Raw genomic sequence first — 13,647 nt, forward strand, 5'->3', positions numbered from 1 at the left:
TACCCAGGCCGTCAAGCCGCCGCGCGGGTCCAGTCGAGAATGACCTTACCGCTCTCGCCGGAGAGCATCGCGGCGAAGCCCTTTTCGTAGTCGTCCACGCCGAAACGGTGCGTGATGATCGGCGTCAGATCGAGCCCGCTTTGGAGCATGGCGACCATCTTGTACCAGGTCTCGAACATCTCACGGCCGTAAATGCCCTTCATTTCGAGGCCCTTGAAGATCACCTGATTCCAGTCGATCGCAGTCTGCGACGGCAGGATACCGAGCAACGCAACCTTGCCGCCGTGATTCATCGCTTCGAGCATCGACGTAAACGCACTCGGTACGCCCGACATTTCGAGGCCCACATCGAAACCCTCGGTCATGTGCAGGTCGCTCATCACATCGCGCAGCGATTCGCGCGACACGTTCACGGCGCGCGTCGCGCCCATCTTGCGGGCGAGTTCGAGACGGTAGTCATTCACATCGGTAATGACAACATTGCGCGCACCCACGTGCTTCGCGATTGCCACCGCCATGATGCCGATCGGCCCCGCGCCCGTGATGAGCACGTCCTCGCCGACGAGGTTGAACGAAAGGGCAGTGTGCGTCGCGTTGCCGAACGGATCGAAGATCGCGGCGAGATCGTCGGAAATCTCGGGTGGAATCTTGAACGCGTTGAATGCCGGAATCACGAGATATTCAGCGAACGCGCCTTCACGGTTCACCCCCACACCCACCGTGTTGCGACAAAGATGGCGACGCCCCGCGCGGCAGTTGCGGCAGAATCCGCACGTAATGTGACCTTCGCCGGATACGCGATCGCCAATCTTGAAGCCGCGCACTTCCTGGCCCATTTCGACGATTTCGCCGACGTATTCGTGACCGACGTGCATCGGCACAGGTATGGTTTGCTGGGCCCAGTCGTCCCACTTCCAGATATGAATATCGGTCCCGCAGATCGCCGTGCGGAGAATCTTGATCATCACATCGTTGTGCCCGACTTCGGGCTTCGGCACATCGGTCAGCGTGAGACCGGGCGCGCGTTCGAGTTTCGCAAGTGCTTTCATTTCGTTCAGGATTCCTTTCAAATCACGCCAAGCTGCCGGCCTACGCGTGCGAACGCCGCAATCGCGCGTTCAATCTGTTCCGGCGCGTGGGCGGCGCTCATCTGCGTGCGGATGCGCGCACGGCCCTTCGGCACCACCGGAAACGAAAAACCGATGACGTACACGCCTTCATGCAACAGCGCGTCGGCCATCTTCGAGGCGATTTGTGCGTCACCGAGCATCACCGGAATGATCGGATGCTCGCCCGGCACGAGCGTGAAGCCGAGCGCGCTCATCTCGCGGCGAAAATGCGAGCCGTTCGCACGCACGCGTGCCCGCAGTTGCGCGCCTTCGTCGCTCGCGATCAGCTCGAGCACCTTGAGCGAAGCGGCGGCGATACTCGGCGTGAGCGTGTTCGAAAAGAGGTACGGGCGAGAGCGCTGACGCAGCAACTCGACCACTTCCTTTTTCCCCGCGATATAACCACCCGACGCACCGCCGAGCGCCTTGCCGAGCGTACCGGTGACGATGTCCACGCGGTCCGCGACGCCACAGTGCTCCGGCGTGCCGCGGCCGTGTTCGCCGATGAAGCCCACGGCGTGCGAGTCGTCGACCATCACGAGTGCGTCGTAACGTTCGGCGAGATCGCAGATGCCTTTGAGGTCGGCGATGATGCCGTCCATCGAAAACACACCGTCGGTTGCAATCAGCTTGTAACGCGCCCCGCCTTCATCGGCTTCGCGCAGTTTCGATTCGAGGTCGGCGAGATCGTTGTTCTTGTAGCGGTAGCGGCGCGCTTTCGAAAGACGAATCCCGTCAATAATGCTCGCGTGGTTCAGTTCGTCGCTGATGATCGCGTCTTCTTCACCGAGCAGGGTTTCGAAGAGACCGCCATTCGCATCGAAACAGCTTGAATAGAGAATGCAGTCCTCGGTCTGGAGAAACTGTGAGAGCGCAGTTTCGAGTTCCTTGTGCACCGTCTGCGTGCCGCAGATAAAACGCACCGACGCCATGCCAAACCCGTCGCGATCGAGTCCGTCCTTCGCCGCGGCGATGAGACGCGCATCGTCGGCGAGGCCCAGATAGTTGTTTGCGCAGAAGTTCAGCACGCCGCTTCCATCCGCGAGACGGATGGCCGACGACTGCGGCGTCGCGATCACGCGCTCGCTCTTGTAGAAACCGTCGGCGCGAATCTGGTCGAGCGTCGCGCGCAGATGTGCAAGGTAGGGGGTTCGCATAGGTCTTGCTCCTGACAGGACGGGCCGCGGCCTGCTATAGTCGCCGTCAGCCTTACCGAAAATATTCGTTTTTTCGAACCTAAGTTCGATATGTCGAACAAACTCTAAACGATGGGGCAGCAAATGGCAAGCACCCGAAAACCGCGCGCGTCCGGCACTGCGACGTCAGATCAGGCGCCAGCACAGGCCGTTCCCGGCGTGACGCCGCCGCGCGTCGGCGAACAGATCCAGCGGCTGCGCAACGAGCGCAAGATGACGCTCGACGACCTGTCGCGCGCGGCGGGCGTATCGAAATCCATGCTATCGGAAATCGAACGCGACAAAGCGAATCCGACCATTGCCGTGGCGTGGCGGCTCACGAACGCGCTCGGCGTGAAGCTGGATTCGCTGTTCGCGGCGCCCAAGGCCATTGACGCGATCTCGGTCGCGGGTCCGCACGACATACCAACGCTGCTCGGTCACGACGCGGGCTACCAGTTGCGTGTCTGGGGGCCGATCGAGCTTGCGGGTCACTTCGAATGGTATGAACTGACGCTAAAGCCGGGTGGTGCACTGGTATCGAATGCGCACGAACCCGGCACGCGCGAGCACCTGACGGTGCTGCAGGGAACCATTGACATCGAAGCGGCCGGAACGGCACAGCGCGTGAAAACCGCGGACACGGCGCGCTACGTCGCGGACCAACCACACGCAATACGCAACGCCGGTAAAGGCGAAGCGCGCGCGCTGCTCGTCGTGATCCACGGCTGAACGCGCACCGAGCGCTGCATGGTTGCCTCGAGTACTGTATATTTATACAGTGCGATTGATCTTCCGGAGCAGCCATGCAGACCCCAAATGAACAGGATCTGGCCGCCTTGCGTTTTCAGGCGGCCGCGCGTGACCTCGAACACGTCGTTCGCGGTATTGCCCAGCGGTACATCGCGCAGCAGGTTCCGCTGACGTGGAGGCTGCTGCATGCAATCGAGGCCGAGGCCCTTGCAGATCTGGGATTCGCCGGGCGGCACGACGTCAACATGCTTGGCCTCTTTCAGCGTCCGGGCGAACTTGCTTATCCGGAAACCGATGATCCGGTGGATTTCGGCCACTCGAATGCGTTGCCCGCCGTGTTCGCTTTCGCGGTTTCCGCTTATGAACGTGCCGCGCAAAGCGCCGTGCGGGCGGGCCGGGAAGCCCGAGACCAAAGCGAAGATCGACGTCTGCGCGCCTGGGGCGGCTAGCAGTTCGGCCGGTTAGCCGAACCAACTGTAGATGAATATCCACCTCGCCCGATGGACCTGCAGTTAGAATGGGCGCCAAGAACGCAACTAACGGAATGAGAGCGATGATGTCTTCTCAAACTTCACGCGACCTCTTTGACCAGCAACGCGCCGACTGGCAACAGGATCCGGCGGGCGCCTTCGATGCCTGGCTCGCCTCGCAGCAATTCCGTCAGTCCTCGGCCGACGTCTACCGTGTCCAGTGGGGCCGCTTTCTCGAGTGGATGGCGACGCGCCACAAGACGATACTTTCGGTCGACACCGGAACGATCTCTGAATTCGTCGCTGGGCTCGACGTAAAGAAACCGCAACGTCTGCGCTACCTGCGGTTGATCGAGCGCGTCCTCGATCATGTCCGTCAAATCGAACTCGCTTCGACCAACCCCGCACGCTTTATCGCGCAGGACGGGGAAGCGGCCTGGCGCAATGCGCGCGAGAACGAACCAACAGGTTTTCTGGACCCGGCTGAAAGGACCGCGATCCTGGCCCGGCTCTTTGCGCCACTCACGGAACACTCGGCGGCGAAGCGCTGGCGCGAATACCGTGACCGCGCGCTGGTCGCCGTGTTTCTGGGCGGCGGACTGAAGACGGGCGACGCCATCGCGCTGACACTGGACGCCACGACGCCCGGTTCGGAATGGCTGACGATCGAGGCCGACAATCCGATGTTCACGCGCGTCACGCGGCTCGCGCCTTTTGCGGTGGACGTACTGAGCGCCTGGCTCGAATCGCGACGCGAAGCCGGATTGCCGGGACAACTCGTTTTTCCGGGCTCGCCTTCCGGACGGCCGATGCACAAGGCCACCATCCTTCGCGCGGTCGACGCGATCGTCGCGGCCGCAGGCATTCCCGAGACGCGCGCGCAACGTGCCAGTCCGCAGACACTGCGTAACACCTTCGCTGCGGATCGCTTCGAACAAGGTGTGAATGCGGAACTAGTCGGACAGTGGCTCGGTTTCATGCAACCGATTTCGGCTGGCCGACTCCATCGAGCGTGGCAAATGTGGGTTGATCGTGAAACGTCGGCAGGGCACGAAGCCTTGCATGAAAGGGCCTGAACGGTGGCCGGTGCCATGCCGGCCTCACATTGGCTCCTGTAGAAGCTCACTTTGGATCACATCGGCGGGATCCCGTAACCACTCACCTCAAGCTGCACCGGACGCCGGCTTTCCCGACATGAACCGGCTGAAGGCCTCAAGACGCGAACCGCCGAGGCCGGATGTGTGTTCGCATTCCGGACACGACAGTTCATAGTGGTCATCGACCTCGGAGAGTTCCGGCTCACCTTCCTGACACTTCGGACAACGAACCGGCAAGCTGACGTACCCGTCGACTTCCGTACCCAGACGGGTGAGTTCTTCGTCGCTCAGTCGACCCGACTCGGCAAGGGTGCACAACACTTGCGCCACCGACGCATCGACGCCCTGCTGGCCGCGCAACGTTGTGATCTTTCGTGTGAGGGCGTCAACCTCATCGGAGCGTTCGCGCAGCAGCGCGTCGAGGCGATCCGAGCGGGCTTTCGCCGTCGCCAGTTGCTGGATGAAATCGAACTCCTTCTTGCCGGCTTCGCGCTGTGCGGCCTGCCACGTCGATGACATGGTGCGTAGCGAATCGAGTTCGACCAGCATTGGCTTGACGCGGCGCTCGGCCTCGGCGAGCGCGTCCTTGATCTGCTGGGCATAGTGCTCTGTGCTCGTGCGCAGATCCTCATGAAGGGCGTCGATGCGATCGCGCAACCCAGCGTTGGTTGCCTGTTCGGCTTCGAGGCGTTTTGTCAGGATGTCGTTTTCCGCCTCGAGGCGCCGTATTGCGCCCTGAAGGCTATCGTGGTGAACGGCCCCGTGAGCCGACGATGCGGCGATCTGGTTTTCCAGCTCGCGGATTTTTGCCCAGGCCGCTTCGGTTCTGGCTTCACTGCGCTGAAGCATCTCGTCGACGGCCGCCCGACGCGCTTCGGCATTCTGGACAGCTTGTTCGGCTTGATTCTTGCCGCTTTCGATGTCGGCCCGCTCGGATTCGAGGGCCTCGCGGGCGAGCGTCTGCGCTTCCTGGAACAGGGCGCCGAGCAGTTCACCCGCACGTTCCTCCAGTGCTGGAGGGATAGAACCTGTGCCGACACGTACTCGCGACGCGGTGCGGATCCGTTGCCAGAACAGTTCAATATCTTTTGGGATGTCGCTTGCGCTACCGGTTTGCGTCAGATCTCGAACGGCCGCCATCGACGGACGGATCCCGAAATCGAAAAAGAGACGCTTACAGGCGTGTAGTGAGAGATCTTGCCGCCGCGCTCCGTCGTTACGCAAAGCTTCAAGCTCGTCGCGCAGGGTCTGGCGGTTTTCATCTTGCATCATTGTGGTCTCGGGGCTCGGCACGATATGTAAATAATAACAAATTACGTAATGTCCGCTACGTTTTTGGCAATGGTGCCAGAAATACGCCCTAATTGGACCCCCTACACCTGCGGACGGTGTCGGTAGCGTCGATTGACGTCGCGACTCCGTGAAACAAAGCGAAGTTTGTTCCATAAATCATTGTAAATGCGCGATTTTTAGTTGTCGCGGATTTTCCCCCGAATGTTTCACGCTTGTCGTGCCGGGTTGAGTCGGGACGTAGCGTGGTTTGCTCAGGATGTTTCAGGAGGCGCTCGGCTTGGCGGTGCTTGAGAGTAATAAAAGTAAACACCCTTGATACCTGTTAAAAACGTTAACGCCACGGCAAACCCTTACCTGGCAAGGGTTTCGGCGAAGTCAGGTGAAGCTTTACAGGATGTCGGGTGAGAAGCTGCGGGATGGTCGAGTGATGGGGTTCGGGGATGCCGGTGAGTCAGTTCAGGAAGGGAGGTGAGCGAGTTCGGGGAAAGGGGCATTTTTGACTTTTACGCACAGGTGAGCGGCTACGGGAGCAGGTAACCCGGAAGCCTGCGGATTACCGCCAGTCCTTTGAAAGTTGCTCGATTTGTAACGGTGAGGGGATTCGGGACCTCTGATTTGCTGGACTTTCAGGTCGAAAAACGGCCCTGCGAAGAGCGAGGTGAGCCGAAACGGGACAAATCGGCTCCGTAACGTGAGGTTTTTCAGGGGCTGGGCGCTCATTTAAGGCCCGGGGATGCTGTTGAAGTCCTTCAGGTGAGGGTTTACGGGAGGTTCGACAGAGGTGGGGCGCTGGGAGACAGCCTGTCACACCGACCGCAGAAGTGTGTTTTGCGTTGTGAGGTGAGATTTTTCGGGATTCTGAAGTGACGAAGGCCAGTTGCATGCCAATTTGGGTTCGCAGGCACCTGTGGTGAGCTTTTTCGGGATCTGATGAAACACCTGATCTCGCTGAAGGTGAGCTAATTCGGGAGCTAGTTGGCGTTCACTAACGTGAAAACACCGACGAGGCGGGCCTGGGGACCGGGCGATCTGGCGTTCGTGGTTCGTTGAGGTGAGGCTTTTCGGGGGCACTCGACTGAACTGGGTGCGGCAGTCAGCTCGTCGGCTATGGATGGTATGGTGAGCTTTTTCGGGACCGTGGCGGTATGGATACTGCGTGCGAGTATATGTGGATAAGTTACGGAATCTATTGGCTTTTTCTACATGAGATCGAGTGCGGTGAGCTTTTTCGGGAGGTGCTTTGCCGGGGACCTTCAAACGTTGGCGAGACGTCACAACGCGTCAAAGGTGAGGCTTTTCAGGAGTCTCGTTCGGCACTATTTAGCGTCCCGATGGCGAGAAGCGGCATCGCATCAGTCTCGCTCTAGCCCTGTAGGTGAGATTTTTCGGGAGAGACAGGAGCGGATTGTGTTGTCATCCCTGACTGACGAATCGGCCTGCCGTCCTCGTAGAGCGGGTTTACGCGAGCCCCGCGAACCGCGACTTTCCACATGAAGGCGTATGCCCGTTGGATCGGCATGGCAGGACGGAGCATTCGGCGAAGTGTTTGCGGCCTTCTCGTGCCGTCTCGTGCGTTTCGACACGGTGTTTTCGATCCGGCCACGGCCTCCTGACGATTTCTCCCCGGAGAGGATCTCTCCTCACGCCATCCGTCGTAGTGCCGTTACGTCATTTCGCAGTGAACCGGAGATTCGTCAAAATTTTTTAAGGTGAGGCGATACGGGAGCACGATGGAGAACTTGTCCGACTGCAGGATCGGGGCCATCCACGCGGATAGTGCGACCCGTAACGTTTGTGCCGAGTGCGGCTTGTAGCGAAGGGTGAGCCTGTTCGGGAGCGTCCCGTGGTGAGCCACGTTCGGCGCATGCACATCACCGGCAATGGTGAGAGCGCCCCTATAGACGCCTATCACCACAGACGGTATCCTTTCGCGAAAATCTCTCCTCGACTCGACGCATGGCCACGAAGCGTGTGAAAAAAACCGATGTGGTAAGCCCCAGTTCGGCCGAATTACGCAAGGCCGTCGAGGCGATCGCGATTCAACCGAAAAGCGGCAAGATTACGTTGCTGACTCGCAAGCTTTTCAACGTCCTGCTTGCCGTCGCCCAGCAGGCAGACGAGTCGGGGGATACGTATCGCGCCCTGTTGTCGGACATCGTCGCGAATTCAGCGTTCGACTCCAACGATACCGCCCTCGTGAAGGAGCACTTGCGCCGCATGGTGTCGGTGCAGGTCGAATGGAGTCAGGGGACGTCGAGTCAGAAACCTGGCCGGAAGTGGGGTATTTCGACGCTGATCGCCGACGCTGAAATCCTCGAGGATCCGGCTACACGGCGCGTCTGGGTCGAATTTTCGTTCGCGCCAAAGATCAAGAAAAAGCTGCTCGACCCGGTGCAGTATGCCCGTTTGAGTCTGCAGTTTCAGAGCCAGTTGCGCAGCAGCGCAGGCCTTGCGCTGTACGAAATCTGCGTGCGTTACCTGACGAATCCCAGCCATCTCACGATGCGCGAGACCTGGGAATGGTGGCGTCCGATCCTGTCGGGCACACCGGATACCGAGGCGGGCGACGAGGCCAAACGCGAATACAAGTATTTCAAACGCGACTATCTTCGCCCCGCCATCGCGGAAGTCAACGCGGTCACGAACATATTCGTCGAGTTGATCGAACATCGCGAAGGTCGCCGGGTAGCCGAAATCCAGTTTCGCGTCACCGAGCGCAAGCAGCCCATGCTGGCGCTCGATGAGCATCCGAACGTATTCGACAGCACGCTGGTCGACCGGATGGTGAAGATCGGTATTCCTCTGAAGGAAGCGCAGTCGCTCTACGCTGACAGCGAGGAGAACCGGATTCGCGCTGCACTTCAGCTGACCGAGCAGCGTTTGCGCAGCACGAGCCTGCCGCCCGTCCGCAGTGCGGCGGCCCTGTTCAAGGATGCGCTCAAGAAAGGCTATGCGCCGCCCGTCGATGAGACGGCGTCGGGCTCGGCGGCAACCGGCAAGGGCGCCGTGGCAGCGCTGGGCGGAGATGATCCAAAAGCTCGTCTGGTCGACGAATACTCGGCTTATCGCCGTAAAGAAGCGCGCGCGCTCTACGAAGAACAGGGTGAGATGGAACGGCAAGTGGCGCGCGAGTCGTTCGAGAGCGACGAGTTGCCGGGTCTCGGTGCTCATATGCGAGACGACTGGCGTCGGCGTGGTCTCGAATCGAAACTGGCGGATACTGCATTCTTCGACTGGCTCGCGAGGAAGACCTGGGGCGCGCCGACCGACGGTGATCTGCTCGCATTCACGTTGGGCCAGTCTCGCGCGGCCTGAGCAGTGTGTGGCCGGGTAATCCGGCGACGTGATCTCTAGCGGGAATTTCCGGAAATTGACTTCCGGAAATTCCCGCAATTAACTATCTGGTCTGCAAAATCTGTTCGATCTGATGCAGGATTTCGTCGCGTCGGTCCTTGGACAGTCCCTTGAGTCGCAGTTCGAGCCGATCGTCACCGTATGACTTGAGATCGCCGACGGATACGCCTTCCATCTTGATCTCGAGGCGCTGAGCGTAACGTTGGCGCCCAGGTGTTTTGGGACTGTCCTGTGCGCTCGACCGTCCTTTGACGATATCTGCGACCTGGCGCGTGCTCAGGTCGTCCGCAAGAATCCGGTTGATCAAGCGTAGCGTGGCGTCGGTGCCGCGTGCACCATGGTAGCGGCCGACTTGATAAGCCATGTTCGACCCGAAGCGGTCCGTCCGGGCGACCATTTCCTGCATCACCGATTCCGGTAACTTCGCAATCGACAGCGCGACAGCCACGGTCGATTCGTCGAGTCCGAGATGGTCCGCGAGCTCGCGCTGGCTCTGAAAGAATTTCTCGTCGATAAACCGTTTCCACACCACCGCGTTGTCGAAAACGGTCTGGGAATCGCGTTGGACGTTGAGATCGTAACCAAGCTTGTAACTCTGAATCCCGATGGGCAAATCAACGACGATTGCCTTGACCGTTTCCTTGTTCGCTTCCTTCAGTGCGCGTACGCGGCGTCCGCCGTCGCTGACGTAATAGCTGCCGGGCGTAACGTAATCGGGAATGACATGGATGGCCTGTTGCTGGCCTTGTTTCGCGAGGTTGACTGCAAGCTCGGCGATCGAGGACTTCAGGTAAAAGTGGCGAGGATTGAAGGGACTCGGCTTGATCGCCTTCAACGGCAGTTCGATGATTTGTCCGGGCCGGTATCCATGTTCGACTCTCCAAGTACGATATTCGGACGATTCGTTTTCAACCGGATCAGGCGCGGTGTCGATCGGCATGGGGGCTTCAGCTGCCGGCGGGCGCGAATGGTCGGCGACTTCTTTGGCTTTCGAAGTGTCCTGGACGAGCCCATCGATGGCATTGAGTCTGTCGAGCGCCGTGCGCTTTTCGCTGCTGGTCGTATCAGGTCTTGCCTGAAAGCCTTTGGCAAATTGGGAGGGTTTCATTCAGGGTCCTTTATGCGCATAAAGTCAGGGAAGCATCGCCGCAATTTCGTCGGCGACGGCGCGCACCTCAAGCGCGGCTAGCCGTGCACCGCGGTCGCTCATCTGCAGGACCGTTTGGCCGAGTGCCATGGCTTGTTTGTACGCCTCGCGGGTAGGTATCTGCGTCTTGAGCAGCGGGAAGCCAAGGTCTTCGAGAGCGCGCTTTAGCTCACGCGTGAGCATGCGCTTCTCTTCCGTCTTGTTCAGCAGGAACACAGCACGCAAATCTTCGTTCATGACCTGCGCCTGCTGTATCAATTTGACCAATCCGACGCTCGACCAATAATCGGCGGGTGACGACGAGGTGGGAACGATCGCGATCGAGGCAGCCAGCAACACGACGCCGGACACTTTCTCCGTTATTGAAGGTGGGCAGTCGACCACGATGACGTCGTAGTCACCGATGAATTTTTTGATCTCCCGGTGGATCTGCCCGCCCGCTTCGGAGAGATTCACAACCGGGAACGGGATGCCGGCTTCTTCGTCGCCCGAAGCACTGGCCCAATGAATGAGAGTGTTTTGGCCATCGGCGTCTACGACCAGCACCCGCTTTCCTTTCTCGTGGAAGGCCGCGCCGAGATGCATCGCGATCGTGCTTTTGCCGACCCCGCCCTTTTGTTGCGTGACTGCGATTATCTCTGCTGCCAATTGATTTTCTCCGTTTTGCTGATCGCTAGGAATTTTACCGGGAATGAATTTCAATTCAACGACTTTTGTCGTGCTCACGCTGCGAATTGGCCATTTGGCCAAGATTTATGCGCATAAAGGTGATCGCAGCTCTGGATCAGCACGGCCAGATTTGACTTGGACGTTCCTGGATGACCCTTTCCGTCGCGATTGAGATGCGGCACTGGTAGCCGCTTTATGCGCATAAAGGTCCGAGGTCGCGGACACAGTTGGCCAACTCGATGGGGCACGCCACGCCGGGTATCCCTTGAATCCATTAGCGAGTTCCCTCGCGGAAGACGCCGATTTCCGACGAACCACGCGGCTATACCAGCAAACCGAGCTTCGGCCTGTCCGGGGCGCCTGGTAAAATCCGGTGATTCATCGGCGGCACAATGTGTGGCCGCACTCCACTTCGCTCGTCACCTGGTAACCATGATCACGATCTATCACAACCCTCGCTGCTCCAAGTCTCGCGGTGCTTGCGAACTCATTACTCACGCCTATAACACGGCCAATGAGGCTGTCGAAGTGATCGAGTATCTGAAGACTCCGCCAACAGTCGACCAGTTGAAGGCACTGCACGCGATGCTTGGATGTCCGCTGCGCGAAATGATCCGGACTGGTGAAACCGAGTACAAAGAACTCGGTCTCGACGCAGTCGACGTCGCCGATGATCAGCTCTACGAATCAATTTCGCGTCATCCGATCCTCCTCCAGCGACCTATTGTTGTGCGCAATGGCCGCGCCGTGATTGCCCGTCCGCCCGAGAATGTTGCCGCGCTTTTTGGCTGAGCGCTCGCGGACGCCGTACTTGAACATTTGCACGCGCTGAGCGACCGCTATTTGAGGCCCGCGCCACGGCTCGCGGTTGTCTCACCGACCAGACGGCAGTCGGCCGTCACGCAGGCCTGCTTTTGCTCGATCGAGAAACGTTCTGATCTATCGAGCGAAAGCGGCACCGAAAATCTCGGAATATAAAATGCCCAATATATGGGCAATCGAATTTCTGCTGTACGATCCCACGCAAGTCCCCGTGGTATCGACCCTCACGCTAAATTGTCCACAAGGTTATCCAGAAAAAATGTGGATAAATCCGGTGGTGTTCGACTTATCCACAGCCAGTTGCCAGGCGCACGGCTCAACGGCCATCACCTGCTCGTCAATTTGGCCTCGCGCCTATGATGAGGTCCTCTTTCACCGCGCTTCGCGCGCACTAGCGAGGACACTGAGATGGCTTATCAAATCGCGGTCGTGGTCGGCAGTCTGCGCAAGGAGTCGTTCAACCGGCAGCTCGCACATGCGGTGACGTCACTGGCCCCGCCTGACTTTTCGTTCGAGTTCATCGACATTGGCGCATTGCCGCTCTACAGCCAGGACTATGACGCCGACTTTCCCGAGGTCGCGCGCAAGTTCAAGCAGAAGATCGAGGCGGCCGATGCGCTGCTTTTCGTGACGCCGGAATACAACCGCTCGATCCCGGGCGTGCTGAAAAACGCCATTGACTGGGGATCGCGTCCGCGGGGACAGAGTTCGTGGCGAGGAAAGCCAGGCGCCGTGCTCGGTACTTCGCTGAGCCCGCTCGGCACGGCCATCGCGCAGCAGCATCTGCGAACCGTGCTGGCCTGTCTCGACGTCTCGCTGCTCGGTCTGCCTGAAATGTTCATCAAGCACGAAGACGGCAAAATCAACGAAAAAGGCGAAATTATCAACGACGATATGCGGAAATTCCTGCAGTCTTTTGTCGACCGCTACGTCGCGTGGATCCAGCGCCAGCTCGGTCGCTGACGCCGCTCGCAGAGAGACACGCAGACGCACGCTCCCCGGACTTCACGGCGAGCCGCACCCATCGGGCGCTCAATGCAGCGTCCGATGATGAGCAGGCGTGTCGTCTTCGTACTCGAGAAATTCGTCGGGGATTTGTGGCGCAGCGTCTTTGGCCGGCCGGGTTGCTTCTGGCGCGCCGGGTACGTCGACATGGTGACCCATCACGGCCCCCGCGCCCGGAGCGCTCGCCGCGGTCAGCACCGTTGCCTCGGCCTCGTTGCCGGGATTGCCTGAACCGGACAAGTCCGCCGTCTTTCGCTCAGCCGCCGGCGTCGGTGAAGACGCAGCAGCAACGCGCTGCCGCACTGCGTTGGCCAATCCCGCGAGCCCCAGTTCCTCAAGGGCCGAGTGTTCGCGTGCGACGGGCGTATCCTGCGTCGCCCAGGCCCAGCCTGGGCCGCGAGTCGCGATGTCGATCGCGTGCTCGTCGCGTAGCGTGTCGCGAGCGAGCTCTGCGTGGTCTTCGTCAGCGACGTGCACGCCGACCAGCACCATGTCGCCAGGCGCCATCGGCGCGTGCTCCGCGTCGTGACCGCCTCGCGCCAGCGGATCATTCGCGAAGAAGCTGCCAATGAGGCGCTCGATTCCTGCGAGGACGCTTGAGCTATGCGCGGGCAATTCGATGTCTCCCGCCGCAAAGCCCTTCAGCATCAGTACGTCCTGCGCGTGCACTGCGTCATTCCAGGTCTTGAAGCGACCGGTCACAGTCTGTCTCATGGTGCCCTCCTCGACTGCAAAGCCAGGTGAGGATCACAT

Annotated in this window: 11 protein-coding genes and 2 pseudogenes; 6 read left to right on the forward strand and 7 right to left on the reverse strand. The window is 59.7% G+C overall.

Going from position 1 to position 13,647, the window contains the following annotated elements:
- Window positions 1-11 precede the first annotated feature (11 nt).
- Together tdh and D1Y85_RS19850 are read right to left on the reverse strand one after the other, a co-directional pair.
- Entirely contained in the window at window positions 12-1,049 is a 1,038-nt protein-coding gene (tdh, locus tag D1Y85_RS19845) for an L-threonine 3-dehydrogenase (protein ID WP_124152781.1), read from the reverse strand.
- Window positions 1,050-1,066: 17 nt separating this feature from the next.
- Window positions 1,067-2,266: a glycine C-acetyltransferase gene (locus D1Y85_RS19850; RefSeq protein WP_124152782.1), complete on the reverse strand. Its 1,200-nt coding sequence runs from the start codon at window positions 2,264-2,266 to the stop codon at window positions 1,067-1,069.
- 111 nt (window positions 2,267-2,377) lie between these two features.
- Here D1Y85_RS19850 and D1Y85_RS19855 point away from each other — a divergent pair, with 111 nt between their 5' ends.
- The 3 genes from D1Y85_RS19855 (at window position 2,378) to D1Y85_RS19865 (ending at window position 4,583) form a co-directional block, all read left to right on the forward strand.
- A complete protein-coding gene (locus tag D1Y85_RS19855; RefSeq protein WP_124152783.1) occupies window positions 2,378-3,016 on the forward strand; it encodes a helix-turn-helix domain-containing protein in 639 nt (212 codons plus the stop codon).
- 74 nt (window positions 3,017-3,090) lie between these two features.
- Window positions 3,091-3,486, forward strand: coding sequence for a DUF2471 family protein (locus D1Y85_RS19860; protein ID WP_124152784.1), 396 nt, complete (start codon window positions 3,091-3,093; stop codon window positions 3,484-3,486).
- 104 nt (window positions 3,487-3,590) lie between these two features.
- A complete protein-coding gene (locus D1Y85_RS19865) occupies window positions 3,591-4,583 on the forward strand; it encodes a tyrosine-type recombinase/integrase (RefSeq protein WP_246024991.1) in 993 nt (330 codons plus the stop codon).
- An 87-nt stretch (window positions 4,584-4,670) separates the two neighbouring features.
- Here D1Y85_RS19865 and D1Y85_RS19870 read toward each other — a convergent pair whose 3' ends face one another.
- The gene (locus tag D1Y85_RS19870) at window positions 4,671-5,876 is read right to left on the reverse strand and encodes a DNA-binding protein (RefSeq protein WP_124152786.1); all 1,206 of its coding nucleotides are present in this window, start codon (window positions 5,874-5,876) and stop codon (window positions 4,671-4,673) included.
- Window positions 5,877-7,853: 1,977 nt separating this feature from the next.
- On the opposite strand from D1Y85_RS19870, the gene D1Y85_RS19875 reads away from it, so the two are divergent.
- Window positions 7,854-9,212, forward strand: coding sequence for a replication initiation protein (locus D1Y85_RS19875; RefSeq protein WP_124152787.1), 1,359 nt, complete (start codon window positions 7,854-7,856; stop codon window positions 9,210-9,212).
- Between the two features lie 82 nt (window positions 9,213-9,294).
- Here D1Y85_RS19875 and D1Y85_RS19880 read toward each other — a convergent pair.
- From D1Y85_RS19880 to parA, 3 genes and pseudogenes are all read right to left on the reverse strand, one after another.
- Window positions 9,295-10,158, reverse strand: a pseudogene (locus D1Y85_RS19880) (ParB/RepB/Spo0J family partition protein); the annotation flags it as partial.
- Between the two features lie 93 nt (window positions 10,159-10,251).
- Window positions 10,252-10,359, reverse strand: a pseudogene (locus D1Y85_RS28120) (ParB/RepB/Spo0J family partition protein); the annotation flags it as partial.
- Window positions 10,360-10,383: 24 nt separating this feature from the next.
- The gene (gene parA, locus D1Y85_RS19885; protein WP_124152839.1) at window positions 10,384-11,046 is read right to left on the reverse strand and encodes a ParA family partition ATPase; all 663 of its coding nucleotides are present in this window, start codon (window positions 11,044-11,046) and stop codon (window positions 10,384-10,386) included.
- 453 nt (window positions 11,047-11,499) lie between these two features.
- Between parA and arsC the strand changes: the two genes are divergently transcribed.
- Window positions 11,500-11,859 (forward strand): arsenate reductase (glutaredoxin), encoded by a 360-nt coding sequence (gene arsC / locus D1Y85_RS19890; protein ID WP_124152789.1) that lies wholly within the window; start codon window positions 11,500-11,502, stop codon window positions 11,857-11,859.
- A 438-nt stretch (window positions 11,860-12,297) separates the two neighbouring features.
- Window positions 12,298-12,852, forward strand: coding sequence for an NADPH-dependent FMN reductase (locus tag D1Y85_RS19895; RefSeq protein WP_124152790.1), 555 nt, complete (start codon window positions 12,298-12,300; stop codon window positions 12,850-12,852).
- Window positions 12,853-12,921: 69 nt separating this feature from the next.
- Here the strand turns inward: D1Y85_RS19895 and D1Y85_RS19900 are convergent, their stop codons facing one another.
- Window positions 12,922-13,608 carry a hypothetical protein gene (locus D1Y85_RS19900; protein WP_124152791.1) on the reverse strand — a complete coding sequence of 229 codons (687 nt, stop codon included), beginning with the start codon at window positions 13,606-13,608 and terminating at the stop codon, window positions 12,922-12,924.
- Window positions 13,609-13,647: the final 39 nt, after the last annotated feature.

It is taken from the genome of Paraburkholderia dinghuensis (assembly GCF_003837865.1).
Classification (GTDB): domain Bacteria; phylum Pseudomonadota; class Gammaproteobacteria; order Burkholderiales; family Burkholderiaceae; genus Paraburkholderia; species Paraburkholderia dinghuensis.

What these genes read in the sequence shown, in the direction of transcription:
- tdh (WP_124152781.1), bottom strand. Translation starts at nt 1,049, where the DNA reads ATGAAAGCACTTGCGAAACTCGAACGCGCGCCCGGTCTCACGCTGACC.
- D1Y85_RS19850 (WP_124152782.1), bottom strand. Translation starts at nt 2,266, where the DNA reads ATGCGAACCCCCTACCTTGCACATCTGCGCGCGACGCTCGACCAGATT.
- D1Y85_RS19855 (WP_124152783.1), top strand. Translation starts at nt 2,378, where the DNA reads ATGGGGCAGCAAATGGCAAGCACCCGAAAACCGCGCGCGTCCGGCACT.
- D1Y85_RS19860 (WP_124152784.1), top strand. Translation starts at nt 3,091, where the DNA reads ATGCAGACCCCAAATGAACAGGATCTGGCCGCCTTGCGTTTTCAGGCG.
- D1Y85_RS19865 (WP_246024991.1), top strand. Translation starts at nt 3,591, where the DNA reads ATGATGTCTTCTCAAACTTCACGCGACCTCTTTGACCAGCAACGCGCC.
- D1Y85_RS19870 (WP_124152786.1), bottom strand. Translation starts at nt 5,876, where the DNA reads ATGATGCAAGATGAAAACCGCCAGACCCTGCGCGACGAGCTTGAAGCT.
- D1Y85_RS19875 (WP_124152787.1), top strand. Translation starts at nt 7,854, where the DNA reads ATGGCCACGAAGCGTGTGAAAAAAACCGATGTGGTAAGCCCCAGTTCG.
- arsC (WP_124152789.1), top strand. Translation starts at nt 11,500, where the DNA reads ATGATCACGATCTATCACAACCCTCGCTGCTCCAAGTCTCGCGGTGCT.
- D1Y85_RS19895 (WP_124152790.1), top strand. Translation starts at nt 12,298, where the DNA reads ATGGCTTATCAAATCGCGGTCGTGGTCGGCAGTCTGCGCAAGGAGTCG.
- D1Y85_RS19900 (WP_124152791.1), bottom strand. Translation starts at nt 13,608, where the DNA reads ATGAGACAGACTGTGACCGGTCGCTTCAAGACCTGGAATGACGCAGTG.